This window comes from Alphaproteobacteria bacterium, from assembly GCA_041396705.1.
Lineage (GTDB): Bacteria > Pseudomonadota > Alphaproteobacteria > CALKHQ01 > CALKHQ01 > CALKHQ01.
Map to the genome: position 1 here is coordinate 43,183 of JAWKYB010000004.1, position 23,414 is coordinate 66,596.

The window sequence follows — 23,414 nt, forward strand, 5'->3', positions numbered from 1 at the left end:
TCAGCTGTCCCTGCCCGCCCAGGACGGCGGCCGCTTGGCGAAGAAGGCGTCGAGGCCCTCGCGCCCCTCCGGCGCGGCGCGCAGGCGCGCGATCAGGTCGGCGGTGAAGCCGCGCAGCGCATCGTCGACCGGGCCGGCCGCACGCCGGACCAGCGCCTTCGCCTCCGCCTGCGCGCCCGGGGCGCCGGCGAGCAGCAGGCCGGCCAGTTCGGCCGCACGCGCATCGGGGTCCGCCGCGATCTCCTGCACCAGGCCGACCGCACGGGCCATGTCGGCCGGCACCACCTCCGCCGTCAGCATCAGTCGCCGGGCCCAGCTCTGGCCGAGAGCGCGGACCACATAGGGCCCGATCACCGCCGGCGCGAGCCCGAGCCGGACCTCGGACAGGCAGAAGCGCGCGCTCAGGTCGCAGAGAGCGATGTCGCAGGCGCAGACCAGACCGACGCCGCCGCCATAGGTGGCGCCGCGGACCACCGCGACCGTCGGCACCGGCAGCTGGTCGAGGCGGGCAACCGCTTCGGCGAAGGCATGGGCGCTCGCCCGGTTCTCCTCCGGGCCCTGCGCGCCCGCCTGCCGCATCCAGCCCAGGTCGGCGCCCGCGCTGAAATGGTCGCCGGCGCCGGTCAGGATGACGGCGCGGATCCGGTCGTCGGCCTCGATCGCGGCGAGGCCGTCGTCGAGCGCACCGATCAGCCCGTCGTCGAAGGCGTTGCGCTTCTCGGGCCGGTTCAGCGTCAGCCTGGCAATCGCGCCGTCCACGTCGAGCAGTATGGGCTGGTCGGTCACGGGCCTACATCCGGAACACGCCGAATCGCGTCGGCTCGGCCGGCGCCTGCCGCACGATGCCGAGGGCAAGCCCGAGCACGTCGCGAGTCGATCTCGGGTCGATGATGCCATCATCCCACAGTCGCGCGGTGGCGTAATAGGGGCTGCCCTCGGCCTCGTAGCGGTGCAGGATCGGCTGGCGGAACGCGTCCTCGTCCCCGGCCGGCCAGGATTCGCCTTTTGCTTCCATGGCGTTGCGGCGCACCGTTGCCAGCACGCTGGCGGCCTGCTCGCCGCCCATCACCGAAATGCGCGCGGTCGGCCAGGCGAACAGGAACCGCGGGCCGTAGGCACGTCCGCACATGGCGTAGTTGCCGGCGCCGAACGAGCCGCCGACCAGCAGGCTGATCTTCGGCACCCGGGCGCAGGCGACCGCGGCGACCATCTTGGCGCCGTGCTTGGCGATGCCGCCGGCCTCGTACTCGCGGCCGACCATGAATCCGGAGATATTGTGCAGGAAGATCAATGGGATATGCCGCTGGGCGCAGATCTCGATGAAATGCGTCGCCTTCAGCGCCGACTCCGCGAACAGAATCCCATTATTAGCAATGATTCCAACGTGATGTCCGGCAATATGGGCAAATCCGGTGAGCAAGGTTTCGCCATAGTGCGGCTTGAATGCGTCGAACCGGCTGTCGTCGACGATCCGGGCCAGGATCTCGTGCATGTCCAGCTGGCGATGCAGGTCGACCGGGGCCACCGCATCGAGCTCGGTGACGGAATGGCGCGGCGGCAGGGCCGCGCGGTCCGGCGTCGCCGCGACGCAGGCCGGCACCGCGGCCATCGCCTCGCGGGCCAGCGCGATCGCGTGCGCGTCGTCGTCGGCCACCGCATCGACCACGCCGGACAGCCGGGCATGCACGTCGGCACCGCCCAGTTCCTCGGCGCTGATCCGCTCGCCCGTTGCCGCCTGCACCAGCGGCGGCCCGCCGAGGAAGATCGCGCCCTGGCCGCGGACGATGACGGCATAGTCGGCCATCGCCGGGACATAGGCGCCGCCGGCGGTGGACCAGCCGAACACCACCGCGATCTGCGCGATGCCGGCCGCCGACATGGTGGCCTGGTTGTAAAAGATCCGGCCGAAATGGTCGCGGTCGGGAAACACCTCGGCCTGGTGCGGCAGGTTGGCGCCGCCGGATTCGACCAGGTAGATGCAGGGCAGCCGGTTCTCCGCCGCGATCTCCTGGGCGCGCAGGTGCTTCTTCACCGTCAGCGGGACATAGGTGCCGCCCTTCACCGTCGGGTCGTTGGCCACGATCATCGCCAGCCGGCCGGCGACGAGACCGATGCCGGTGACCAGGCCGGCGCCGGGCGCGGCATCTTCGTACAGGCCGCCGGCGGCGAGCGGCGACAGCTCCAGGAACGGCGCGCCGGGGTCGAGCAGGCGGTCGATGCGCGCACGGACCGGCAGCTTGCCGCGGTCGCGCAGGGTCTGCTGGGCGGCCTCGCCGCCGCCAAGGGCCGCCGCGGCGATCTGGCGGTGCAGGTCGTCGCAGAGCGTTCGCACGCGCGCGGCACGGGCCTGGGTGTCGGCGTCGTTGGCAGCCAGGTTGGAACTGAGGATCGCCACCCGCGCGCCGCCGGCTACCAGCCGCCCTGTTCGATCCACGCCGCCAGGTCCGGCAGGCGGTCGACGCCCCAGAACGGATCGTCGCCGACCAGGAAGTAGGGCGAGCCGAAGATCTTGCGCTCGATGGCGCTGTCGACCGCCGCGCGCAGCCGCTCCTTCACCGCCGGGTCGGCGATGCCGGCCTCGGCGGCGGCGCGGTCGTGGCCGCAGTCGGCAAGGACGTCGACCACGGCCGGCGGCTTCGACAGGTCGCGGCCCGCGCCGAAGATGGCCGCGTAGGCGCGCTTGGCGAAGGCCACGGCGGCGGACGGATCCGACCCGTCGAGCCAGTAGAACGCCCGCGAGGCCGCAACGCCGGAGAAGGGAAATGGGTCGGGCAGGCGGAAAGGCACCCCGGTGCGCCGCGCCGAGCGCGCCATGTCGTGTCGCGCGTAGTCGCCCTTCAGCGGCTGGTCGAGCAGCGGCGAAGAGCCGGTCAGCTTGAACAGCGCGCCGAGCAGGAACGGGCGCCAGGCGACCGTGCTGCCGTTCGCGGCGGCGACGTCGTCGATGCGCTGGGCGGCGAGATAGCCGTAGGGGCTGGAGAAATCGAACCAGAACTCGATCGGCGTGGCGGGCAGGGTCACAGGATGTCTCCGGCAGGCGGATTGCGGCGGGCGGTGACCTCGATCTCGACTCTCATCCGGGGGTCGACCATGCCGGCGACAAGCGTCGTGTTCGCCGGCCGCGCCGCGCGGCAGTGGCGGCCGACGATCGGCGCGACCACGTCGAAATCTGCGGCATCGGCGAGATAGATCCGGATGCGGAGCAGGTCGGCCAGGGTGCAGCCGGCCTGGTCGAGTGCCGCGGCGATGTTGCGGAAGCATTGCTCGGTCTGCGCGCCGACGTCGTCGCTGATGGCGCCGGTCGCATAGTCGAAGCCGGTGGTGCCGGACACCATCACCCACTCGCCGTCGACCACGGCGCGGGCATAGCCGGCCAGCTCCTCGAAGTGCGAGCCGGAGGAGATGCGGCTACCGCGCATCGACGTCGTCCGCGGAGTAGCTCGCGTGCACGCTCACCCGCCTTCCTCGAACAGCTCGCGGCCGATCAGCATGCGGCGGATCTCGCTGGTGCCGGCGCCGATCTCGTAGAGCTTGGCGTCGCGCAGCAGCCGGCCGGCCGGATAGTCGTTGATGTAGCCGTTGCCGCCCAGCGCCTGCACCGCCTGCAGCGCCACCTGGGTGGCCTGCTCGGAGGCATAGAGGATGGCGCCCGCGGCGTCCTTGCGGGTGGTCTCGCCGCGGTCGCAGGCGGCGGCGACGGCATAGACGTAGGCCCGGGCCGAGTTCAGCGCGACATACATGTCGGCCAGCTTGGCCTGCATCAGCTGGAAGGCGCCGATCGGCCGGCCGAACTGCTGGCGATCGTGGACATAGGGCAGCACCAGGTCGAGGGCCGCCTGCATGATGCCGAGCGGCCCGCCGGCGAGCACCACGCGCTCGTAGTCGAGGCCGCTCATCAGGATGGCGACGCCGTTGCCGGCCTCGCCGAGCACGTTGGCGGCGGGCACCGCGCAGTCGTGGAACACCAGCTCGCCGGTGTCCGACCCGCGCATGCCGAGCTTGTCCAGCTTCTGCGCCGGCCTGAAACCCGGCATGTCGCGCTCGATCAGAAAGGCGGTGATGCCGCGCTTGCCGGCGTCCGGGTCGGTCTTGGCATAGACCACCAGCACGTCGGCATGCGGGCCGTTGGTGCACCACATCTTGGTGCCGTTCAGCAGGTAGTGGTCGCCGCGCAGCTCGGCCCGGCAGCGCATCGAGACCACGTCCGAGCCCGCGCCGGCCTCGCTCATCGCCAGGGCGCCGAGCGCATCGCCGGAAATCAGGCCGGGCAGATAGCGCGCCTTCTGCGCGGCGGTGCCGAACCGGCGGATCTGGTTGACGCACAGGTTGGAATGGGCGCCGTAGCTCAGGCCGACCGCCGCGGAGGCGCGGCTGATCTCCTCCATGGCGATGACATGGTGGAGATAGCCCATGCCGGCGCCGCCGTCGGCCTCCCCGACGGTCAGCCCGAGCAGGCCGAGCGCGCCGAGCCGGGGCCACAGGTCGCGCGGGAACAGGTTGTCGTGGTCGATGGCTTGCGCGCGCGGCGCGATCTCGGCCGCCGCGAACTGGGCGACCGTGTCGCGCAGCAGCGTCGCGGTTTCGTCAAGGCCGAAGCTGAGCATGGTCACCATGACCGGCATCCTTCCGCCGCCACCGGCGGTGCCGGCGCGCGCTCGGCGTATTTGTGCAGCCCGGCGGCGGGCGACGCAAGCATCGGCCGGCCCCGGGTTGCCGGCGAACGGCGCGACGCGGGCGGGATGCGGGGATTCGGCGATGGGTCCGACGGCGGCCGCCCGTGCGGGGACATGCGGGCCGCGACAATGCACGGGCGGCGCGAATTCAATACGCGACCGCGCTGTACATTGGCGCCGCCGTTAAGCATCGCGCAAGGGATGTGGCGTAGGTTTGGAGAACGCCATCCCGGTGCGCGGTGCATCGGCGAGTCGGGCGCAGGGTTCGGAGTGGCAGATGAACGCGCCGGCGACGGGGCAAGAGCGTCAGCGGCATGTACGCACCGCGGTGCTGATCGCCGGCCGGCTGGCCGCCGGCGGCGGCAGCCACGCCTGCGAAATCATCAACATCTCCATCGGCGGCGCCCGGCTGCGGCTGGACAGCGTGCCGGCGACACTGGACGCCGTCACCGTGCAGGTCGACGGCTATCCGGACCTGACCGGCTATGTGGTCTGGCGTGCCGACCGCGAGGTCGGCGTCGAGTTCGACTACGAATCGCGCGAGACGGCGCAGCAGATGCAGCTCGAGGCGAAGCCGGCCAACCTGCCCAGCGACCGGCGGCGTACCATCCGCGTCTCCGTGCTGTGGTCCGGCCGGGTGCTGTTCGATGCCGACCACGACGACCTGGCATGCATGGTGCTGAACGTGTCGACCGAGGGCGCGCGCCTGCGCCTGACCGCCCCGGTGGAGTCGGTAGACGGCGCGTCCGTTCGCCTGCAGATCGACCGTCTCGGCATCCTTGAAGGCCGGGTCGCCTGGGCCCGCGACGACGAGATGGCGATCATCTTCGACGAGGATCCGGACCGCATCGCCGAGCGGCTGAGCGCGGTACTGCCGCGCGCCCAGTTCAACATGCTGAACGCCGCCGACGAGGACGCGGCCTGACCGCCGCGCCCGCCGTCCGTTCCGCGCAGGCCTACTCGGCCGCCTTCGGCTCCGCCTCGGCGAGCAGGCGCTCGGCCAGCGCGCGCTTCTGCTCCGGCGTCATCTTCTTGGTCTCGTTGTAGATCACGCGCTCGTTGATCGCCTGGTTCCAGTAGTCGAGCGCACCGAAGCCGAGCAGCACCGCCTTGCCGACGAACTGGCGCAGCACCTCGTTGGTCGGGCCCATCACCCAGCCGGCCTTGGCGTCGCGCAGATAGCGCTCGATGCCCAGGTCCTTCTTGTAGCCGGTGCCGCCGCAGGCATGCAGCATCTTGTCGGACACCTCGGCCACGTTCTTGGCCGCCTGGAACTTGATCTGCCAGCACCAGTGCAGATAGGCCGCGCGCGGCAGGTTCGACGGGTCGCCCTTGTGGATCGACCAGTCGCAGTCGTTGGTGGCGTCGTCCAGCGCCTTGGCGACCATGAAGTCGAGCGCGCGGCAGGCGTTGGTCGAGATCAGGCCCTCGCCGAAATAGTCCTGGATGGTCGGGTAGTCGCAGACCCGCATGCCGACGTCGACGTGCTTCTTGCGGGTGGTGTGCATCAGCCCGATGTCCATCATGCCGAGCGCGATGCCGTTCCAGCACGCCGACGAGCAGATCAGGAAGAACGGGTCCACCGCCTCGTCGTTCGAGTTGGCGCCGTCGCCCTTCGGGCCGACCATGCGGTCCTTCGGGATCTCGACGTTGTCGACCAGCAGCGTGCCCGACTGGTTTCCGCGCAGCCCGAGAGCGTCCCACTTCGACGGCTCGGCCTTGACCTCGTCGCCCATGATCAGGAAGCAGCTCAGGTCGGAATAGTTGCCGTCGAAATTCGGGCTGGTGGTCTGCACGATGTACCAGTCGGCAAATCCGCCCGACGTGGTCCAGGAGGCCTTTTTCAGCACCCGCCACTTATCGCCGGCGTCCTCGGCCCGCGAACTCACCGGGTACCAGAAATGCGACCCGGTCTCCGGGTCGGAATAGCTCAGCGTGCCGACCAGGCATTCCTTGTCCAGCCGGCGCATCAGCGCCTCGATGGTCGGGTTGTCGTAGGCGCGTAGCATGGCCGCGGCGACCGCGCCCAGGTGCATGGTGTAGCACATCGCGGTCGAGGCGCAGCCGTAGCGCGCGATCGTTTCCACCGCCATCGCCGCGCAGACGTGGGACTGGCCGAGCCCGCCCCATTCCTTCGGCACCAGCAGGCCGAGGAAGCCGTGGGCGGCGAGCGCCTCGAAGTTCTTGCGCGGGAAGATCAGCCCGCGGTCGCTCTCGACCGCGTTGTCGCGCAGGGTCGTGCGGCACAGCTCGATAAGCTTGGCCTGCAGCCGCTTCTGCTCGTCGTTGAGCAGCCACTGCGGATCCCACTCGAAGCCGAGACCCCAGAAAGGCTCGCTGCCCCACATCTTCGCCGCGCTCATGTGCACCCTCGCTGCCTGTTCGGCTGGAGGCCGCGCGGCCGGCACTGGCGCCGGCAGGGCGTGCGGCCGTCCGCCCGTTGTTCGCGCCGCTGCGCCCGCGGGCGCAGCCGACTGCCGGAGAAAACGGTAGCTGAGGCGCCGACGCGGGAGCAAGAACCGGAACGGCACGACAGGACCAAATCGGACCAGTCGGCGAAGATTGGTCTGAGCCACCATGGCCTGCGGCCAGGCATCGGAGCGGCGTCCGCTTCGCAGCGCAAGGGCACCGTGCGGTTGGGGTTCGGCGCAGGAGCCGCGGAAATGGCGGCACAGGCCGAGCCATGCGCGACGGGCCGTGCGCGCCGGTGCGTTGCGCGCACCGTCTGTAATGGTTCGAATTGGCCTTGTTTTGGGTCATCCTTTGGTTCGGATTTGCCCGGCAAGTGGTCTAATCACTTGACCGGTCGTTGCGCCTCGACGCTATGATCGACGCACTTCAGGCGAGCGGCCCGCACGGCAGGCGGGCAGGACCGGTCGCGGCGCGCGCGGGGGCGGGCGTCCGGCGCAGAGGGAGGAACGGATCATGGTGAGGCGGGGATTCCAGCTGTCACGGCGGCGGGTACTGGGCGGGGGCGCGGCCGGCTTGGCGGCGCTGGGTGCGGTCACCCAGGCGCCGCGCAAGGCAAGCGCGGAAGAGAAGACGGTCAAGATCGGCTTCCTGGCTCCGCTGACCGGCGAGGTCGCGGCCTGGGGGCTGCCCGGCCTGTACGGCTGCCAGATCTGGGCCGAGCACGTGAACGCCGCCGGCGGGCTGGCCATCGGCGGCGACCAGTACATGGTCGAGCTGGTGCCCTACGACAACGAATACCTCGCCGACAAGGCCTCGGTCGGCATGACCCAGCTGGTGTTCGAGGACGGCGTCAAGTTCGTGATGATGCTGGGCGGCGACACCATGCCGGCGGCCTTGCCGTCGCCTCGCAGGCCGACATGCTGGTCTCGACCCTGCTGCCCAGCGACCTGACGCCGGACACGCCGAACCTGATCGCACCGTGCGAGGTGCACCCGATCTACAACGTCACCGGCGTGCAGTGGGTGGCGGAGAACCGGCCCGAACTGAAGACGGCGGTGATCTGCGCCCAGGACGATTCGCTCGGCCGGCCTTCGGTCGCCACCTACCAGGCGGCATTCGAGGCGGCCGGGATCACGGTCAACGACACGCTGTTCTTCGATATCTCGACCACCGACTTCGCCCCGGTGATGACCTCGATGCTGTCGTCGAACCCGGACATCCTGTGCCTGGACACGGCCTATGCCGACTTCGTCAACCTGCTGTGCGAGCAGGCCTACCAGCAGGGCTTCAAGGGTCAGATCATCTCGTGCACCTGCGACTACTACCACGACGTCGTCGCCAACACGTCGAAGGAGTTCATGGAGGGCTTCGTCTTCCAGTTCCCCGATTTCGACGACGCGGCGCTGAACGATCCGCGCATCAACTTCCGCGACCCCAACGCGTTCTATGCCGAATATGCCGAGCGGTTCCCGGGCGAATGGAGCGCGGTGTCGTGGGAATACGCCTCGATCCTGGACCTGTGGGCCGACGCCGCGACCCGGGCCGGCAGCGTGGAGCCGCAGGACGTGCTGGCCGCGATGAAGGAAGGCGGCACCGGCAAGCACTGCTTCGGCGCGGCCGAGTGGTGGGGCAAGGACCTGTTCGGCATCGACAATGCACTGGTCGGCGACTGGCCGGTGGTGGTGATCCGCGACGGCAAGGCCGAGATCGCCGAGTTCAAGAGCATCCCGGCCTGGTGGGAAGCCCATAAGGACACCCTCATCGCCAAGATGGAGGAGATGGGCGAGATGTACTACCAGCGTGGCTGACGCCGCGCGTCCGATCGCAACGTCCGCGCGCGTCGTCCGGGCGGGGCCATGCCTCGCCCGGCGCCGTGCCGCGCAGCCCGGCGCCGCCTGAATGCCCGACCTCGCCACCCTGCTGCAGACGGTGCTGAACGCGCTCTATGCCTCCAGCTACATGGCGCTGGTCGCGGTCGGCCTGGTGCTGATCTTCGGCGTGATGCGGATCGTCAATTTCGCCCACGGCGAGCTCTACATGGCCGGCGCCTTCGCGGTCTACACCGTGACGGTGGAGCAGTCGGGACCGTTCCTGCTCGGGCTTGCGGTCGCCGTGATCGTGGTGGCGCTGATCGGGCTGGCGATGGAGCGCGGGCTGTTCCGGCCGATGCGCGACAACCCGTTGGGCGGCCTGATCCTGTCGATCGGCCTGCTGCTGATCCTGCAGTCGCTGGCGGTGGTACAGTTCGGGGTGCGGGCCAAGGACCTGCCCAACATCCTCGACGGCAGCCTGCAGCTCGGCATCGAAGGCGCACAGCTGGCCTATGAGCGGGCGCTGGTGATCGGCGTCGCCGTGCTGGTGCTGGGCCTGCTCTACCTGTTCCTGCGTCATACCCGCACCGGCTGGGCGCTCAGGGCCTGCGCCCAGGACCCGGAGGCGGCGCAGCTGCAGGGCATCTCGGTCAACCGCACCGCGCAGATCGCGGTCGGGCTCGGCGCGGCGCTGGCCGGCATCGCCGGCGGGCTGATGGCGATGAACGTGCCGATCGAGCCCTATATGGGCCATTCCATCATCGTCGCCGCCTTCATCGTGATCATCGTCGGCGGCATCGGCAGCCTGGAGGGCGCGGTGGTCGCGGCCGTGCTCTACGCCTTCGTCGACACCTTCGTCACCACCTATACCGACGGCACGGTCGCCGGCATCGTCGGGCTGCTGCTGATGCTGGTCGTGCTGGTGGTCAAGCCGACCGGGCTGTTCGGCGCGCGCGAGCGGGCATGAGCCGATGAGCGCGATCGCGGCCCGGCAGGGGGCGGCCGGCGGCAGCGCCTGGCGGCCGCTGGCGACGGCCGTCGGCTGGCTGGTGCTGGCCGCCGGCCTGCTGGCGTTGCCGCACCTGCTGTCGATCTCGCAGCGCGAACTGGCGGTGCTGCTGCTGGTCAACATCCTGCTGGTCGCCAGCTACCGGCTGATCACGCTGACCGGCGAGTGGTCGCTGGGCCATGTGGTGATGATGGGCGTCGGCGGCTATGGCAGCGCGCTGCTGGCGTCGCTGCTCGGCCTGCCGGTGGTGCTGGCCATGGCCGGCGGCGCGGCGGTTACCGGGCTGGTGGCCTGGCTGCTCAGCTTCCCGCTGTTCCGGATGAAGGGCTTCTACTTCCTGATCGGCTCGTTTGCCGCGGCCGAGGTGATCCGGCTCTGCTGGAAGAAGTTCACCGTGCCGTTCGGCGGCCCGAAGGGGCTGACCCAGGTGCCGGCGCTGCCCGACCTGCATCTCGGCGGTCTGGCCGACTGGCTGTCGCTCCGGCTCGGCGAACCGGGCGCCGGCGGCCAGACCGGCGACTATTTCCTCGGCCTGATGCCGGTGCACGAGGATCTGCTGATCCGCTTCTCGAAGCCGCTGTTCACCGCCAACTACTATTATTTCTGCCTGGTGGTCGTTGCCGCGTCGCTGTGGCTGCTGTGGCGGGTGGAGCGCTCGCGCATCGGCATGACATTCCATGCGATCCACTGGCAGGATTCGCTCGCCGCCTCGGTGGGCGTCGACACCCGCCGCTATCGCACGCTGGCGCTGGTGATCGGCTCGGCCTTCGCCGGCCTGGCCGGCGCGCTGATGGCGCACGGCGTCGGCTCGGTGTCGCCGAACCGGTTCGACGTGGCGCAGATGGTCTATGTGCTGATCTGGGTGATCGTCGGCGGCACGGCCACATTCGCCGGCCCGATCGTCGGCGTGATTGCGTTGACCATCCTGAACGAGGTGGTGTTGCGCGAACTGGACGTGGAGGCGTTGCGCCCGGCCTTCTACGGTGGCATTCTGATTCTCAGCGTGCTGTTCCTGCCGCGGGGCCTGGAGGGAGCCTGGACCTGGCGGCGCCGCGGCAAAGGCAAGACCGCGGCGGAGCAATCGAGGCACTAAGGTGCCGGCGCATCGGCGACTGTCGATATGCAGTCGAGCCGGTGTGATCAACGTACGGATGCCAAAAAACGGCCTGCCGTTCGGCACGGGCACGTCATAGATGTGCCATTCCCGTGCCCAGAACTTGTTGAATGCTTGCATTCCCTGTTAGACTCACATTCCCTCAGCGGGAGAAGCGCGGCGATTCGCAACGAATTCGCCTTTCCGGGCCGTCGCGTCGAAACATCAAAGGAGGCAGACAATATGCGGATAGCAGGTGGCGTCATTGCCATCATCGTCGGCATCATTCAGACGATCTTGACGGCTTTGCTGGTCTTCGGCACGCAGATGATCGATGAGGCGATGCAAAGCGCGGAGGGTCAGCAGGCGATCGCCGACGCTGCCGGCGGGGATGCGGAAGCCGCCGCTGCGATGACCTCCGAAGTGGTCAGCACCCTGGGCTGGGTCGCCTGGGTCGCGCTCATCGTTTCGATCATCGTGGTTGTGCTCGGAATCATGATCTGCGCGAGCAAGAACCCGGTCAACGGCATCATCGTCGCCATCATCGGCATCGTGCTGCTCGTGCTGTCGTTGATCCAGGGCGGCGACGTGCTTCTGCCGATCATCTGGAATGGCCTGATCATCCTTGCCGGCGTGCTCGGCTACATGGGGGCCAAGAAAGACAGCGGCATGGCTGCTGCCTGAGCCGCAGCCCTTGCGCGACTGCGGGAGCGGATACCCCACGGGTTTCTGCTCCCGTTTCGCGGTCTTCCTTTCGGCAAGACGCATCCGATCGACCGTCGGCGACAAGCAGCCCGGCAGCGATTCCCCGATGAAGGACAACGACGATTGTCACCAACGGGCGGCAGGATTGCGCACAGTTCATCTGGTAAATGGAGGCAGAGCATCATGAAGCTCGTCGGTGGTCTAATCGGCCTGATCGCGGGCGCCGTCCTCGCCGTGATCGGTATCATCAACGTGGTCCAGGGGTCGGGCGCCTCGAGCGAGGCGACCGAGCAGATCACGGCCATGCTGGAAGGCGCAGGCATCCAGGTGGAAGGCGATGACTTCGTCGGCGCGATCCGGGCGAAAATCGAGGAACTGCGCGGCACAGAAGGCGCCGACCAGGCGATGATCACGCAGCTCGAGACGATGGCGACCCAGCTGGAAGAGGGCATGGGCGCGGTCGGCGACTACATGACCTGGTTCTACATCGCCATCATCGGCGGGGTGATCGCCGTCATCCTCGGCTTCCTGTCGATCAAGGGAACCGGCATGGCGATGCCGGGGCTGCTGACCCTTGTCGGCATAGCCTTGACCGTGATTGCCTTCATCATGGCGTCGGACCATGCGATCAGCTGGATCGTCGCGATCGTCGTGGCGGTCGGCGGCGTGCTGGCCGCGCTCGGGTCGAAGCAGAGCCAATCCGCGGCCTGACCCGTCGCACAAGCGTATCCGGTAGACGGCCCGGCGGCTTCGCCGGGCCGTTTTTTTGTTCCGTATTTCCGTATCCGCCGGCGAGACGCAACGCACCGGCCTGGCCGGTGCAACCGGAACGCTGGACAGCGGGTCCCGGATGCGCCGGAATGGACCCGCTTGTTTGGCGGGAGGCAGCGATGCGTGTGTGGGGAACGGTGGTGCTCGTGCTGGGCGCCATCCTTTTTGCGGTCAAGCTCTCCACGGCGAGCCTCAGCCAGCTCGCCGGGCAGGCGATGATGCCCGTCCTCACCGAGAACAGCCTGATGGGTCAGGCCAGCCGGGGCAACGACGAGGCCATGCAGCTGCTGCAGGAAATCGGTGCGATCGACATCGAGAATGTCGCGTTGATGCCGGGCGAACTGGAGCGGCTGCGCCAGGGCAGCGATTATTCGCCGGAAGTCCTCGATCTGTTTGAGAGCGACATCGAACGCATGCAGTCGCTGGCGGTCGAGATCGAGGCGACGAACCGGCTGCGCCTGCCGCAGAACCTGCTGCTGATCGTCATTCTCGGCGCGGCCTTTGTCGTATTCGCGACCCGCCGTGTGGTTCCCGGCCTGATCGTTGCCACCGTGGCCGGCGTGGCCAACCTGGCGACCCTGGTTTGGGCGCAGGCCGGGACGCTTGCCCTGCTGTTCGGCCTTGCCGTGCCGATCGGGGCGGCCATCGCCTATGTCGGCTATCGCCGCGAACAGCGTGCAAAGGCGCAGCTGCCGAAGGGCTACGACGTCTTCGATTGAGGGCCGATCCCGCCCGAGCGGAGTCAGGTCCGGGCATCGAGCAGCAGCCGGGCCGCGCCGGCGAGCCTGCGCTCGTCGCCGAATGCCAGCCGCGCGGCCGTGCTTTGCCAGGCCGCCAACGCCGGCCCGGACTGCAGCCCCGCTAGGCCGGGCCTCTCCCGCAACGCCGCCAGCCGGTCGCGGCCCTCGGCCCACAGCGCCGCGAGCCGGCGCCGGCCGACCGACTCGAACCCCGCCGCATCGCGCTGCCTGAGCCGCAGGTGGAAGGTGGAACTGCGCGCGCCGACGGCCGGCTGCAGGCCGTGGCCCAGGCCTCGCCGGCCATCCAGCGTTCGGCAAGCCTGTCCAGCGCTGCCGTGTCGCCGTCCAGCGCTGCGAGATCGGCCGAGGCGGTGACCCGGCGCAGGTCGTCGGCCGCGAAGTGGGTCTCGGCCAGCGCCGCGGCGCCTGCCAGCGCGGTCCGGGCGGCCGCCGCGTGGCCACCCGCGAGCGCGGCGAGAGCCGCTGCCATCGCCCGTTCCCAGGTCCAGGCCTCGACCGGCCAGCCGGCGCGGGCAAGCGCGGCGCGGACCGGCTCGGCTATGTCTTCCTCAGCCGCCGAGATAGGCGCGGCGGACATGGTCGTTCTCGTGCAGGTCGTTGGCCGGCCCCTCGAGCGCGACGCTGCCGGTCTCCAGCACGTAGGCATAGTGCGCGAGCTTCAGCGCCAGCTCGGCGTTCTGCTCGACCAGCACGATGGTGATGCCGCGCTCGGCCAGGACGCGGATGATGCGGGCGATCTCCTGCACCACCACCGGCGCCAGCCCCATCGACGGCTCGTCCAGCAGCAGCAGCTTCGGCTTGGCCATCAGCGCGCGTCCGATCGCCAGCATCTGCTGCTCGCCGCCGGACAGGGTCTTGGCCCACTGGCCGCGCCGCTCCTTCAGCCGGGGGAACCGCTCGAACACGTCGTCGAGATCGTTGGCCACCGCATGACGGTCGTGGCGGAGGAAGGCACCGGTGCGCAGATTCTCAAGCACCGTCAGGTCGGGAAACACGCGCCGGCCCTCCGGCACGTGGGCAATGCCACGGGCGACGATCTTCTCGGCCGGCAGCCGGTCGATCCGTTCGTCGCCGAAGCGGATCTCGCCCTGCGACAGCCGGTTGAGGCCGGAGATCGAGCGCAGCGTGGTGCTCTTGCCGGCACCGTTGGCGCCGATGATGGTGACGATGCCGCCCTCCGGCACGGTCATGCTGACGCCCTTCAGCGCGGCAACGCTGCTGTAGTGGACGACCGCGTCCCTGATCTCAAGCCGCATCCAGGCTGGCTCCCAGATAGGCTTCGATCACGGCCGGATTGCTGCGGATCTCGTCCGGCCCGCCCTCGGCAAGCAGGCGGCCGAAGCTGAGCACGGTGATGCGCTCGCACAGGCCCATCACCGCCTGCATGTCGTGCTCGACCAGCAGCATGGTGACGCCGCGGTCGCGCACCTTGCGCATCAGCGTCATCATCGTGCCGGTCTCCTCCGGATTCATGCCGGTGAACGGCTCGTCCAGCAGCAGCACCGTCGGCTCGGCGGCGAGGGCGACGGCGATGCCGAGCGCCCGCTGCATGCCGTGGCTGAGCGATCCGGCCGTATCGTGCGCCCGCCCGGCCAGGCCGACGAACGCGAGGATGTCCTCTGCCGCGCGCCGCGCGCCGGCTTCGACCGCGCCGGTCAGACCCAGCACCTGGCGCAGGAACGAGGCATGGGCGTGCATGTGCCGGCCGACCAGCACATTCTCCAGCACCGTCATCTCGCGAAACAGCGTGGTCGACTGGAAGGTGCGGATCAGGCCGCGCCGCGCGATCTGCGCGGTCGACAGCCCGCCGATGTCGGCGCCGCGATAGAGCACGCGGCCTGACGTCGGCTTGTAGTAGCCGGAAACGACGTTGAAGGTGGTGGTCTTGCCGGCGCCGTTGGGCCCGATCAGGCCGTGAATGGTGCCTTCCTCGATCATGAAGCTGACGTCTGCGACGGCCATCAGCCCGCCGAACCGACGGCTCAGGTTGCGCACCTCGAGTATTGCCATGGTATGCGCGGCCGTAACCTTGCCAATCCGCTGACCCGCTGGCAGGGTGGCGACTGGCCGCGAGAAGATCAAGCGCAACGAACCGGTTCGGGCCGATTCCGTACCGTTGGCGGCCGATTGGTCGCCTATTGGTCCGGCCATGCGCAGGATGGGGGATTTGCATGGCCGACGAGCGCATCTATCTGGCCGGCCCGGAGGTGTTCTTGCCCGATCCGATGGCGGCTGCGGCGGCCAAGAAGGCCATCTGCGCCCGCCATGGTTTCGTCGGCGTGTTTCCGCTCGACAAGTCGCTGGACCTGGGCGGCCTCGCACCGTTCGAGGCCGGTTGGCGCATCTCGGCCGCCAACGAGCAGCTGATGCGCGGCTGCGACCTGATCATCGCCAACATGACGCCGTTCCGCGGCCCCAGCATGGACGTGGGCACCGCCTTCGAGATGGGCTTCATGCGCGCCCTCGGCCGGCTGGTGCTGGGCTACAGCAACGACGGGCGGGGTTTCGCGGAGCGCACCCGGGCCTGCCTGGACATCGCGCCCGGCGCCAGCGACGCCGACGGCATGGCGATCGAGGAATTCGGCATGGCCGACAACCTGATGATGCACGGTGCGGTGGCGGCTTCGGGCGCGACGGTGGAGGTGACGCAAGCGCCGCCGGACGCGCGCTTCACCGCGCTGGACGCCTTCGCCCGCTGTGTCGCCCAGGCGCGCGCTCTGCTGAGCTGAACCGAGCCGGGCCGGCTGCCCGGCGGCTCAGTGGATGTCGTCGGACTGGCCGAACGCGGCTTCGAGCTTGTCGAGACTGAAGTCGGCGCTGCGGGCGCAGGCGAGGATCGGCGCCTCCTTGCGGGTGACCAGGTCGGCCGCGGCCAGCACCGCGTCCACCGCATCCTTGGGCACGATCACCGCGCCGTGGCGGTCGGCATGGATCAGGTCGTCGTGCTGGGCGACCATGCCGGCGATGGCGACCTCGCAGCCGAAGTCGACCAGATGCGCCCAGATGTGCGACGGCACCACGGTGCCGGACAGCATCGCGAAATCCGGCGCGATCGCGTCGAGGTCGCGGATGGCGCCGTTGGTGACCACGCCGAGGCAGCCGCACGCCTTGTGGATCGCCGAATTGACCTCGCCCCAGAACGAGCCGAGGCCGGGCGTGTCGTCGACATCCTGGATCAGCGAGATGTGCGGGCCGTCGCCGGCGGCAACGTAGCGGTAGTAAGCCATGCGCTGGGCGCGGACCGCGGCCGGATCGCCGGCTGGCGGGCGGGCGCTGCGTATGGTGGCGGTGCGGGCGTAGCCGACCATCGGCTTCAGCTCCGGGAACGGGGCGATCAGCGTGCGCACGGTGAAGCCGAAGCCGCGCCGCTCGGGCCGCGCCACCTCCAGCGCATTGCAGATCGTCGGCGTGTCATAGGCGGCGAGCGCGTTGAGGCGGGCCTGGTCGATCATGGTCTGGTCTCGGCAGCTGGTGTGCGGTGGCGGGCGTCCACTATGCCCAGAGCCACAGGGCCATGGCAATCGCCCAAAGGGCGCCGGCGATCCACAGCACGTAGTCGCCGCAGCGCAGGAACGCGTCGCGATAGGCGTTGGCGACCAGCCGGGCGGCGTAGTCGCCGCGTGGCAGGTCGTCCGTGTCCAGCATCACCCAGACCTCGGTGTTGCGGTGGTTCATGCGATGGGCGCGCATGGCGCGGTAGCGCAGCACCAGCGCCAGGATCGAGAACAGGATGGCGCCCGACTTGGCGCACAGATAGGGGTCGAACGACAGGCCGACCATCACGCACATGATGCCGAGCCCGACAAAGCCGCAGGCGCGGGAAACGCTGATCAGGGCAAGGCGCGGAATGGTGTCCATGGCTCGGTCCGCACTCGTAAGCCTTTACGATTGCCCAATGCCGGCCCGGCGGCCAATCAACACCCCGTGTCGCGCCGGCGTCGGTGACGGCCGGGCCGGGTGCGGCGATCAGCCGACGGCGTTGTCCAGCGCGGGAATGCTCAGCGCGGCGGCGGCGGCGAACCAGACCCAAAGGCTGGTCTTGTCGGTCGTCGCGCGCCGGGTCAGGCGCTCGAACAGCGCCGCGACCACGCCGCTCAGCATCAGGGTCAGCGTCGCGGTGATCAGCGAGGTCAGATAGAAGCTGAGCTCGGGCGTGAACGGCAGGAAACCGGGATACCAGGCCAGCGCATAGCCCCAGACGTAGAACACGGCGGGCGAGAAGATGCCGTTGACGATGCACACGCCGACCAGCAGGAAGATGACGAAGTCCTTGTCCATGCCGGTCAGCCCTGCGTGGCCGGGATCTCGATGCCGGGCGCGATGCCGAGCTCGAGGAACAGCACGAACAGGGCGACCCGCAGCAGCATCAGCCAGACCACGGTGAAGCCGATCAGCAGGGGCCGCGGCACGCTGCGCGGCGTGAGGGTCCCGAAGGTGGCCAGCACGGGGTCGGTCAGCCGCTGGAAGGCGCGCCAGATGTAATTGTCCCACGCCGGCGGCACGAACAGGCCGAGCAGCACACGCGCCAGCATGGTGTAGATCAGCACCGCCAGCGCATAGTTGGGCAGGTGGAAGTACCAGTAGTCCCAGAAGCTGGTGTCCATGCCGGTGCGGCCGCTTCCTTGCGCAGCGGGGCGAGTCCCCGGCGGCAAGCTTAGCGAAAGAAGGGGCGCATGGCTGCGCCCCTTCGCATCGTACGGCCGACGGCCGGATCGGCGAGGCGTCAGGCCTGCTTGGCCTCGGTCTCGCGGTCCATCAGCGCCTCGCCCTTGGGAATGCGCAGGGCCTCGATGAAGTCCTGCATCTCCTGCGACGGTGCCGGCGTCATCAGGCTGACGACGTAGGTCACCAGGAAGCCGATCGGGATGCCGAAGATTCCGGCGGAGATGTTGCTGATCCCCCAGATCGGCTCCGCCCCGAAGCCGACGCCGGCATGGGTGTAGATCAGGTAGGCCAGCGTGACGCCGAAACCGGCGATCATGCCCCAGACGGCGCCGGCCTTGGTGGTGCGCTTCCACCAAACGCCCAGCACCAGGGCCGGGAACAGGCCGGCGGCAGCGAGGCTGAACGCCCAGGCGACCAGCGCCAGGATGTTGCCCATGTCGAGGAAGGCGACCGCGCTGGCACCCGCCACCGCGACGATGACCAGCAGCACGCGTGCCACCACCAGGCGGCGGCGGGTCGAGGCATGCGGGTCGATCATCCGGTAGTAGATGTCGTGGCTGAGCGCGTTGGCGATGGCCAGCAGCAGGCCGTCGGCCGTCGACAGGGCGGCGGCGAGACCGCCGGCGGCGACCAGCCCGGCGATGACATAGGGCAGGCCCGCGATCTCCGGCGTCGCGATCACGACCACGTCGGTCTGGATGGCGAAGGCGGAATGGACCAGTTCGGTGATCCCGCCGGCCTGGCAGGCTTCGTAGATGGCCTGTGCGGTCATCGCGATGTCGGCCGCCTTGTTGCCGGTGAAGCCGCAGACGCTGACGCGTCCGAGGTCGCCGAAGGACTGGATCCAGCTGTTGCTGGCCAGCAGTGCCTGCACGTCGTCGACGCTGGCCACGCTGGCGCCGAGCACGTTCTGGTAGACCTCGAGCTTGGCGAAGGAGGCATAGGCCGGCGCGGTGAAGTAGAGCAGGAAGATGAACAGCAGCGACCAGCCGACCGACTTGCGCGCGTCGCGCACGCTGGGCGTGGTGAAGAACCGCATCAGCACGTGCGGCAGCGAGGCGGTGCCGATCATCAGGCAGACGATCAGCGCGAAGAAATTCAGCGCCTCGGTGAAGTTCTGCGGCGTCTGGATGAATGGCTTGGCGCCGGCCAGGGCCGGCTTGGTCGCCTCCAGTTCCTGGATCTGCTGCAGCACCTGACCGTACATGATCTGCGGCAGCGGCACGCCGGTCTGCTGGGCCGACAGGATCACCACAGGCACCAGATAGGCGACGATCAGCACGATGTACTGGGCGACCTGGGTCCAGGTCACCGCGCGCATCCCGCCGAGCATCGAGCAGACCAGAATGCCGAGCAGGCCGACGTAGACCGCGACCGAAAAATCCATGTCGAGGAAGCGCGACGCGATCTCGCCGGTGCCGGTGATCTGGCCGAGGATGTAGGTGAACGAGCAGCAGAACAGCACGATGATGCCGATCAGCCGGGCGACGTTGCCGCCATAGCGGGCGCCGAGGAAATCGGGCACCGTGTAGGCGCCGAACTTCCGCAGATAGGGCGCGATCAGCACCGCCACCAGCACATAGCCGCCGGTCCAGCCGAGCACGAAGGCGAGATAGCTGTAGCCGGCATTGTAGAGCCCGCCGGCCATGGCGATGAACGAGGCCGCCGACATCCAGTCCGCAGCGGTCGCCATGCCGTTGTACAGCGCCGGGACCTTGCGGCCGGCGACATAGTATTCCGACACCTGCATGGTGCGCGATAGAATGCCGATGCCGGCATAGACCGCGATGGTGAAGAAGACGAACAGGTAGCCGATGATGTCGTTGGGCAGGCCGACCTGTTCGAGGACGGCCAGCAGGATGACGAAGGCCGCAAAACCGCCGGTATAGATACCGTAGATCCGGCCCAGATTCTGGGTGAAATCGCCTCTCATGACTGCGCTCCCCGCCTCAGTCTTCCGACAGCCCGCATTCCTCGTCGATCCGGTTCTGCCGGGCGGAGAACCAGAAGCAGAGGATCACGAACACGATGAGCGAGCCTTGCGCGGCGAAGTACCAGCCGAGCGGGAATCCGAGAATTACGATGTCGTTGAGCGCATCCACGAAGAAATGGATGACGAAGCTGAAGATCAGCCAGATCAGCAGCGTGACCCACATCAAGTTCTTGGTCCGCTGCCAGTGGCGCCGGGCAACCTCCGGCGCTATTCCAGTGTCCGCCATTCCCTAGAACCTCCTGCACGCATCGGTGCCAGCACCGCTGTTGGGCACGTTCCGGATTCTTGGATGGCAGTCCCGTCGGCAAACCAGGCCGATCGTCGATGCTCTTCCGTCCCGCCTTGCCGAGGGGTCCGCCTGAGGGCCGTCCGTCTCTCCCGCAATGACGAATTCGCTTGTTGACCAAGCGAAACACTCATACCCGTATCGTCGGAGTCTCGACAAGACCTATGACAGGTCCGTGAAATGCTGCGCCGCATGGTTGAAGGGCTGCTCGGCACTCCACTGAAGGTCGAGTCGCGCGCCGACCTATGCGCGTTCATGGCCGGACGGGCCGCGTTCGTGTCGCAGAAGGCGATGTTCGAGTACTGCCGGGCCCGCGCCGGCGTGATGTGGGACAAGCTGATGCTCGAGGCCGACTTCGTCGCCGGCCTGGAGCGCGGCCGCTGGCAGGCCTATGTCGCCGCACTGGCCGATCTGGCATTGGTCTGCGACGTCGCGATCAGGGCCGGCGGGTGCGCGCCGCAGCCGGCTGCGCTGGGCGACGTGGCCGCTGAGGTGCTGGGCGCGGAGCCGCGGCTGGCGCAGGCCGGCGTCGCGGTCGCGCCGGAGGTCGCCGCCATCCGTCTCAGCCTCGATCGCGCGGCCATGGCGCCGCCACGCAGGGTGCATGAGATCGCGGTCCGCGCCGGCGGCCGCATCTATGCCCTGATGCCGATCCACCCGGACATGCGGCGCCACGACGAGACCACCATCGTCAACAACGTGCGCTTCCTGATGGTGCGTGCCTATGAGGACCTGGCCCAAGGGCTGGACCCGGCGCGGCTCGGCGCGGAACTCGGTCGTGCCGCGCGGGACGGCGCGTAACCGCTCCCGATATGGCCTTGCGGTCGGAAACGAGAAAGGGGCCCGCGGCGGGGCCCCTTTTCCGTATCCGCGCGATCCGGCGCCGGGTCAGGCGGTGGCTTCCTCGACCATCTTGTTGACGTCGGCGGCAACCTCCATGTGGGCCATGTGGCCGACCTTGCCGACCTTGGTCACCTTGACGTTGCCGGCGAGGCCGTCGCCGTGGCCGGGCGGCAGGATCCGGTCCAGCTCGCCCCAGATGATGCGCACCGGCACTGCCAGTCCGGCCAGTTGGTCGCGCAGCTGCGCGGCCTGCTTGCCGCCGGCGAACACCGCGCCGCTGATCGTCTTCAGCGCGCCCTCGACCCCGTCGAGACGCTTGAACTTCAGCACCTCGTTGACCATGTCGCGGGTCACCAGCTCGGGCACGCCGAACAGCATCTGCAACACCGGCTTCATGTCGTTGCGCCGCTGCGCGCCGATGAAGCCGTTGATGTAGTCCATGTTGATCTCGCCGCCGAGGCCGGCCGGGCTGACCAGGGTCAGCGAGGCGACCTTGCCGGGCGCCGCCGCGGCGACCGCGATCGCGATCGCGCCGCCGAGCGAGTGGCCGACCAGATGCGCCTTGTCGACGTCGATCACGTCGAGGAACTTGGCGACCGTGTCGACCAGCATCTGGAACGAACCGTCGCCGACGCTCTTCGACGAGGCGCCGTGGCCGGGCAGGTCGAGCGCGAAGGTGCGGTGATTGGAGGCCAGCACCGGCTGGTTGAACATCCAGTTGTTCAGGTCGCCGCCGAAGCCGTGGATGAACACCACGGCCGGACCGTCCTGGCCCACCTGCAGGTAGTTGATCTTGCGGCCGTCGATCTCGGCGCTCTGCGCCTTCGGCGCGGCCGCTTCGGCCGCCGCCATCAGCTCGGCGAACTCGTCCTCGAACTTCTTGACGAAGGCGTCGATGTCGGCGTCCGACGCCGCGCCGTTGACCACCACCGCCATCAGCGCGCCCACCGGCAGCGTCTCGCCGGGCTTGGCCACCAGGCGCTTGACGGTGCCGCTGATCGTCGCCTCCAGCGCGTTGGCGATCTTCGACGTCTCGATGTCGCAGATTTCCTTGCCCGGCGCGATGCTGTCGCCTTCGGCAACGTGCCAGTCGGTCAGGGTGCCTTCCTGCATGGCGAGGCCCCATTTCGGCATCACCACGGCTTGAATCGCTTCGCTCATGATCTCAATCCCTGGGGCATCGTCCCCGCTTGCGCCAGGCGGTCCCCCTGTCTGGTCCGGTCCGGCGCAGGTCGATGATGGCAGGCCCCGGTCGCCATCCGGCGCCACGGCTCGTTCGGGTGCTTGGTGTCGGTGCGGCGACGGCGCCGCGCGCAGCTACGCGCGGCGCCGTCGACCGGGCATCGGGGCCGCGCTCAGGCGTGGCCGTGGACTGCGCGCACGGCTGCGGCGATCTTGTCGGCGGAGGGAATGTAGATGTCCTCCAGCGCGGGCGAGAATGGCACCGGCGCATGGGGCGCCGTCACCATCCTGATCGGCGCCTTCAGCGCGCCGAACGCCTCCTGCGCCACCACCGCCGAAACGTCGGTGGCGATGTTGCAGCGCGGGTGCGCCTCGTCCACCACCACCAACCGGCCGGTGTTCTCGACGCTCTCCAGCACCGTATCCATGTCGATCGGCGAGGTGGTGCGCAGGTCGATCACGTCGCACTCGATGCCGTCCTTCGACAGCGCGTCTGCGGCGTCCTTCGACAGGCCGACCATGCGGCCCAGGGTGACGATGGTGACGTCGTCGCCCTCGCGGACCAGGTTCGCCTCGCCCATCGGGATCGTGTACGGATCCTCCGGCACGTCCTCCTCGATGTCGTAGAGCAGCTTGTGCTCGAAGAACATCACCGGGTCGTTGTCGCGGATCGCTGCCGTCAGCAGGCCCTTGGCCTCATAGGGCGACGACGGCACGACGCACTTCAGGCCGGGGATGTGGGTGAACAGCGGGTACAGGCACTGCGAATGCTGTGCCGCCGCCCGGAAGCCGGCGCCGATCATGCAGCGGATCACCACCGGCGTCTCGGCCTTGCCGCCGAACATGTAGCGGAACTTGGCCGCCTGGTTGAAGATCTGGTCGAAGCAGACCCCCATGAAGTCGACGAACATCAGCTCGGCCACCGGCCTGAGGCCGGAGGTGGCCGCGCCGATCGCGGCGCCGACGAAGGCGCTTTCCGAGATCGGCGTGTCCAGCACCCGGGTCGGGCCGAAGATCGGCTGCAACCCCTTGGTCACGCCGAGCGGGCCGCCCCACGCGTCCTGCTCGCCGGGGGCCTCGGTGCCGCCGGCGATGTCCTCGCCCATGATCACGACGGTCTTGTCGCGTTCCATTTCCTGCCGCAGCGCCTCGTTGATGGCGCCACGGAATGAGAGCTTGCGAGCCATGGCTTTCCCCTCGCTTTTCTGCG

26 protein-coding genes and 1 pseudogene are annotated in these 23,414 nt (G+C 68.9%); 10 read left to right on the forward strand and 17 right to left on the reverse strand.

Going from position 1 to position 23,414, the window contains the following annotated elements; all coding sequences use genetic code 11:
• The 5 genes and pseudogenes from R3F55_06270 to R3F55_06290 all read right to left on the reverse strand — a co-directional run bounded on the left by R3F55_06270 (position 1) and on the right by R3F55_06290 (position 4,613).
• The gene (locus tag R3F55_06270; protein MEZ5667026.1) at positions 1-786 is read right to left on the reverse strand and encodes an enoyl-CoA hydratase-related protein; all 786 of its coding nucleotides are present in this window, start codon (positions 784-786) and stop codon (positions 1-3) included.
• A 4-nt stretch (positions 787-790) separates the two neighbouring features.
• Positions 791-2,287, reverse strand: a pseudogene (locus tag R3F55_06275) (carboxyl transferase domain-containing protein).
• A gap of 122 nt (positions 2,288-2,409) precedes the next feature.
• Positions 2,410-3,021, reverse strand: a complete 612-nt coding sequence (locus R3F55_06280) for a 2-hydroxychromene-2-carboxylate isomerase (GenBank protein ID MEZ5667027.1) — start codon at positions 3,019-3,021, stop codon at positions 2,410-2,412.
• Positions 3,018-3,419, reverse strand: a complete 402-nt coding sequence (locus R3F55_06285) for a RidA family protein (protein ID MEZ5667028.1) — start codon at positions 3,417-3,419, stop codon at positions 3,018-3,020. The genes R3F55_06280 and R3F55_06285 overlap by 4 nt, the downstream gene beginning before the upstream one ends.
• Positions 3,420-3,452: 33 nt before the next feature.
• Positions 3,453-4,613, reverse strand: a complete 1,161-nt coding sequence (locus R3F55_06290) for an acyl-CoA dehydrogenase family protein (GenBank protein MEZ5667029.1) — start codon at positions 4,611-4,613, stop codon at positions 3,453-3,455.
• 337 nt (positions 4,614-4,950) lie between these two features.
• On the opposite strand from R3F55_06290, the gene R3F55_06295 reads away from it, so the two are divergent.
• Positions 4,951-5,598, forward strand: coding sequence for a PilZ domain-containing protein (locus tag R3F55_06295; protein ID MEZ5667030.1), 648 nt, complete (start codon positions 4,951-4,953; stop codon positions 5,596-5,598).
• A gap of 31 nt (positions 5,599-5,629) precedes the next feature.
• On the opposite strand, the gene R3F55_06300 is transcribed toward R3F55_06295, so the two are convergent.
• Positions 5,630-7,036: an acyl-CoA dehydrogenase family protein gene (locus R3F55_06300; GenBank protein ID MEZ5667031.1), complete on the reverse strand. Its 1,407-nt coding sequence runs from the start codon at positions 7,034-7,036 to the stop codon at positions 5,630-5,632.
• A gap of 562 nt (positions 7,037-7,598) precedes the next feature.
• Here R3F55_06300 and R3F55_06305 point away from each other — a divergent pair.
• The 7 genes from R3F55_06305 (at position 7,599) to R3F55_06335 (ending at position 13,193) form a co-directional block, all read left to right on the forward strand.
• On the forward strand, positions 7,599-8,036 hold the full coding sequence (locus R3F55_06305; protein ID MEZ5667032.1) for an ABC transporter substrate-binding protein: 438 nt from the start codon (positions 7,599-7,601) through the stop codon (positions 8,034-8,036).
• The gene (locus R3F55_06310; protein ID MEZ5667033.1) at positions 8,003-8,893 is read left to right on the forward strand and encodes an ABC transporter substrate-binding protein; all 891 of its coding nucleotides are present in this window, start codon (positions 8,003-8,005) and stop codon (positions 8,891-8,893) included. Before R3F55_06305 ends, R3F55_06310 begins: the two co-directional genes overlap by 34 nt.
• Positions 8,894-8,984: 91 nt before the next feature.
• Positions 8,985-9,863, forward strand: a complete 879-nt coding sequence (locus R3F55_06315; protein MEZ5667034.1) for a branched-chain amino acid ABC transporter permease — start codon at positions 8,985-8,987, stop codon at positions 9,861-9,863.
• A 4-nt stretch (positions 9,864-9,867) separates the two neighbouring features.
• On the forward strand, positions 9,868-10,998 hold the full coding sequence (locus tag R3F55_06320; protein ID MEZ5667035.1) for a branched-chain amino acid ABC transporter permease: 1,131 nt from the start codon (positions 9,868-9,870) through the stop codon (positions 10,996-10,998).
• Positions 10,999-11,241: 243 nt separating this feature from the next.
• Entirely contained in the window at positions 11,242-11,682 is a 441-nt protein-coding gene (locus tag R3F55_06325; protein MEZ5667036.1) for a hypothetical protein, read from the forward strand.
• 144 nt (positions 11,683-11,826) lie between these two features.
• Positions 11,827-12,414: a hypothetical protein gene (locus R3F55_06330; protein ID MEZ5667037.1), complete on the forward strand. Its 588-nt coding sequence runs from the start codon at positions 11,827-11,829 to the stop codon at positions 12,412-12,414.
• Positions 12,415-12,563: 149 nt separating this feature from the next.
• Entirely contained in the window at positions 12,564-13,193 is a 630-nt protein-coding gene (locus R3F55_06335) for a hypothetical protein (protein MEZ5667038.1), read from the forward strand.
• 142 nt (positions 13,194-13,335) lie between these two features.
• Here the strand turns inward: R3F55_06335 and R3F55_06340 are convergent, their stop codons facing one another.
• The 3 genes from R3F55_06340 to R3F55_06350 are packed head-to-tail and all read right to left on the reverse strand — an operon-like array spanning position 13,336 to position 15,245.
• Positions 13,336-13,812 carry a hypothetical protein gene (locus R3F55_06340; protein ID MEZ5667039.1) on the reverse strand — a complete coding sequence of 159 codons (477 nt, stop codon included), beginning with the start codon at positions 13,810-13,812 and terminating at the stop codon, positions 13,336-13,338.
• Positions 13,784-14,491 (reverse strand): ABC transporter ATP-binding protein, encoded by a 708-nt coding sequence (locus tag R3F55_06345; GenBank protein ID MEZ5667040.1) that lies wholly within the window; start codon positions 14,489-14,491, stop codon positions 13,784-13,786. Before R3F55_06345 ends, R3F55_06340 begins: the two co-directional genes overlap by 29 nt.
• Positions 14,481-15,245 (reverse strand): ABC transporter ATP-binding protein, encoded by a 765-nt coding sequence (locus tag R3F55_06350; protein MEZ5667041.1) that lies wholly within the window; start codon positions 15,243-15,245, stop codon positions 14,481-14,483. The genes R3F55_06345 and R3F55_06350 overlap by 11 nt, the downstream gene beginning before the upstream one ends.
• A gap of 161 nt (positions 15,246-15,406) precedes the next feature.
• On the opposite strand from R3F55_06350, the gene R3F55_06355 reads away from it, so the two are divergent.
• A complete protein-coding gene (locus tag R3F55_06355; GenBank protein MEZ5667042.1) occupies positions 15,407-15,964 on the forward strand; it encodes a nucleoside 2-deoxyribosyltransferase in 558 nt (185 codons plus the stop codon).
• Between the two features lie 27 nt (positions 15,965-15,991).
• Here the strand turns inward: R3F55_06355 and R3F55_06360 are convergent, their stop codons facing one another.
• From R3F55_06360 to R3F55_06385, 6 genes are all read right to left on the reverse strand, one after another.
• Positions 15,992-16,687, reverse strand: coding sequence for an RraA family protein (locus tag R3F55_06360; protein MEZ5667043.1), 696 nt, complete (start codon positions 16,685-16,687; stop codon positions 15,992-15,994).
• A gap of 40 nt (positions 16,688-16,727) precedes the next feature.
• The gene (locus R3F55_06365) at positions 16,728-17,093 is read right to left on the reverse strand and encodes a hypothetical protein (protein ID MEZ5667044.1); all 366 of its coding nucleotides are present in this window, start codon (positions 17,091-17,093) and stop codon (positions 16,728-16,730) included.
• A gap of 108 nt (positions 17,094-17,201) precedes the next feature.
• Entirely contained in the window at positions 17,202-17,513 is a 312-nt protein-coding gene (locus R3F55_06370; GenBank protein ID MEZ5667045.1) for a hypothetical protein, read from the reverse strand.
• 5 nt (positions 17,514-17,518) lie between these two features.
• Positions 17,519-17,839: a YggT family protein gene (locus tag R3F55_06375; GenBank protein MEZ5667046.1), complete on the reverse strand. Its 321-nt coding sequence runs from the start codon at positions 17,837-17,839 to the stop codon at positions 17,519-17,521.
• A 119-nt stretch (positions 17,840-17,958) separates the two neighbouring features.
• Positions 17,959-19,833 (reverse strand): sodium:solute symporter family protein, encoded by a 1,875-nt coding sequence (locus R3F55_06380; GenBank protein MEZ5667047.1) that lies wholly within the window; start codon positions 19,831-19,833, stop codon positions 17,959-17,961.
• A gap of 16 nt (positions 19,834-19,849) precedes the next feature.
• Positions 19,850-20,119 (reverse strand): DUF4212 domain-containing protein, encoded by a 270-nt coding sequence (locus R3F55_06385; protein ID MEZ5667048.1) that lies wholly within the window; start codon positions 20,117-20,119, stop codon positions 19,850-19,852.
• A 252-nt stretch (positions 20,120-20,371) separates the two neighbouring features.
• Here R3F55_06385 and R3F55_06390 point away from each other — a divergent pair, with 252 nt between their 5' ends.
• Positions 20,372-20,980, forward strand: a complete 609-nt coding sequence (locus tag R3F55_06390; GenBank protein ID MEZ5667049.1) for a hypothetical protein — start codon at positions 20,372-20,374, stop codon at positions 20,978-20,980.
• 87 nt (positions 20,981-21,067) lie between these two features.
• Here R3F55_06390 and R3F55_06395 read toward each other — a convergent pair whose 3' ends face one another.
• Both R3F55_06395 and R3F55_06400 read right to left on the reverse strand, forming a co-directional pair.
• Positions 21,068-22,183, reverse strand: coding sequence for an acetoin dehydrogenase dihydrolipoyllysine-residue acetyltransferase subunit (locus R3F55_06395; protein MEZ5667050.1), 1,116 nt, complete (start codon positions 22,181-22,183; stop codon positions 21,068-21,070).
• A 194-nt stretch (positions 22,184-22,377) separates the two neighbouring features.
• Positions 22,378-23,391 carry an alpha-ketoacid dehydrogenase subunit beta gene (locus R3F55_06400; protein ID MEZ5667051.1) on the reverse strand — a complete coding sequence of 338 codons (1,014 nt, stop codon included), beginning with the start codon at positions 23,389-23,391 and terminating at the stop codon, positions 22,378-22,380.
• Positions 23,392-23,414: the final 23 nt, after the last annotated feature.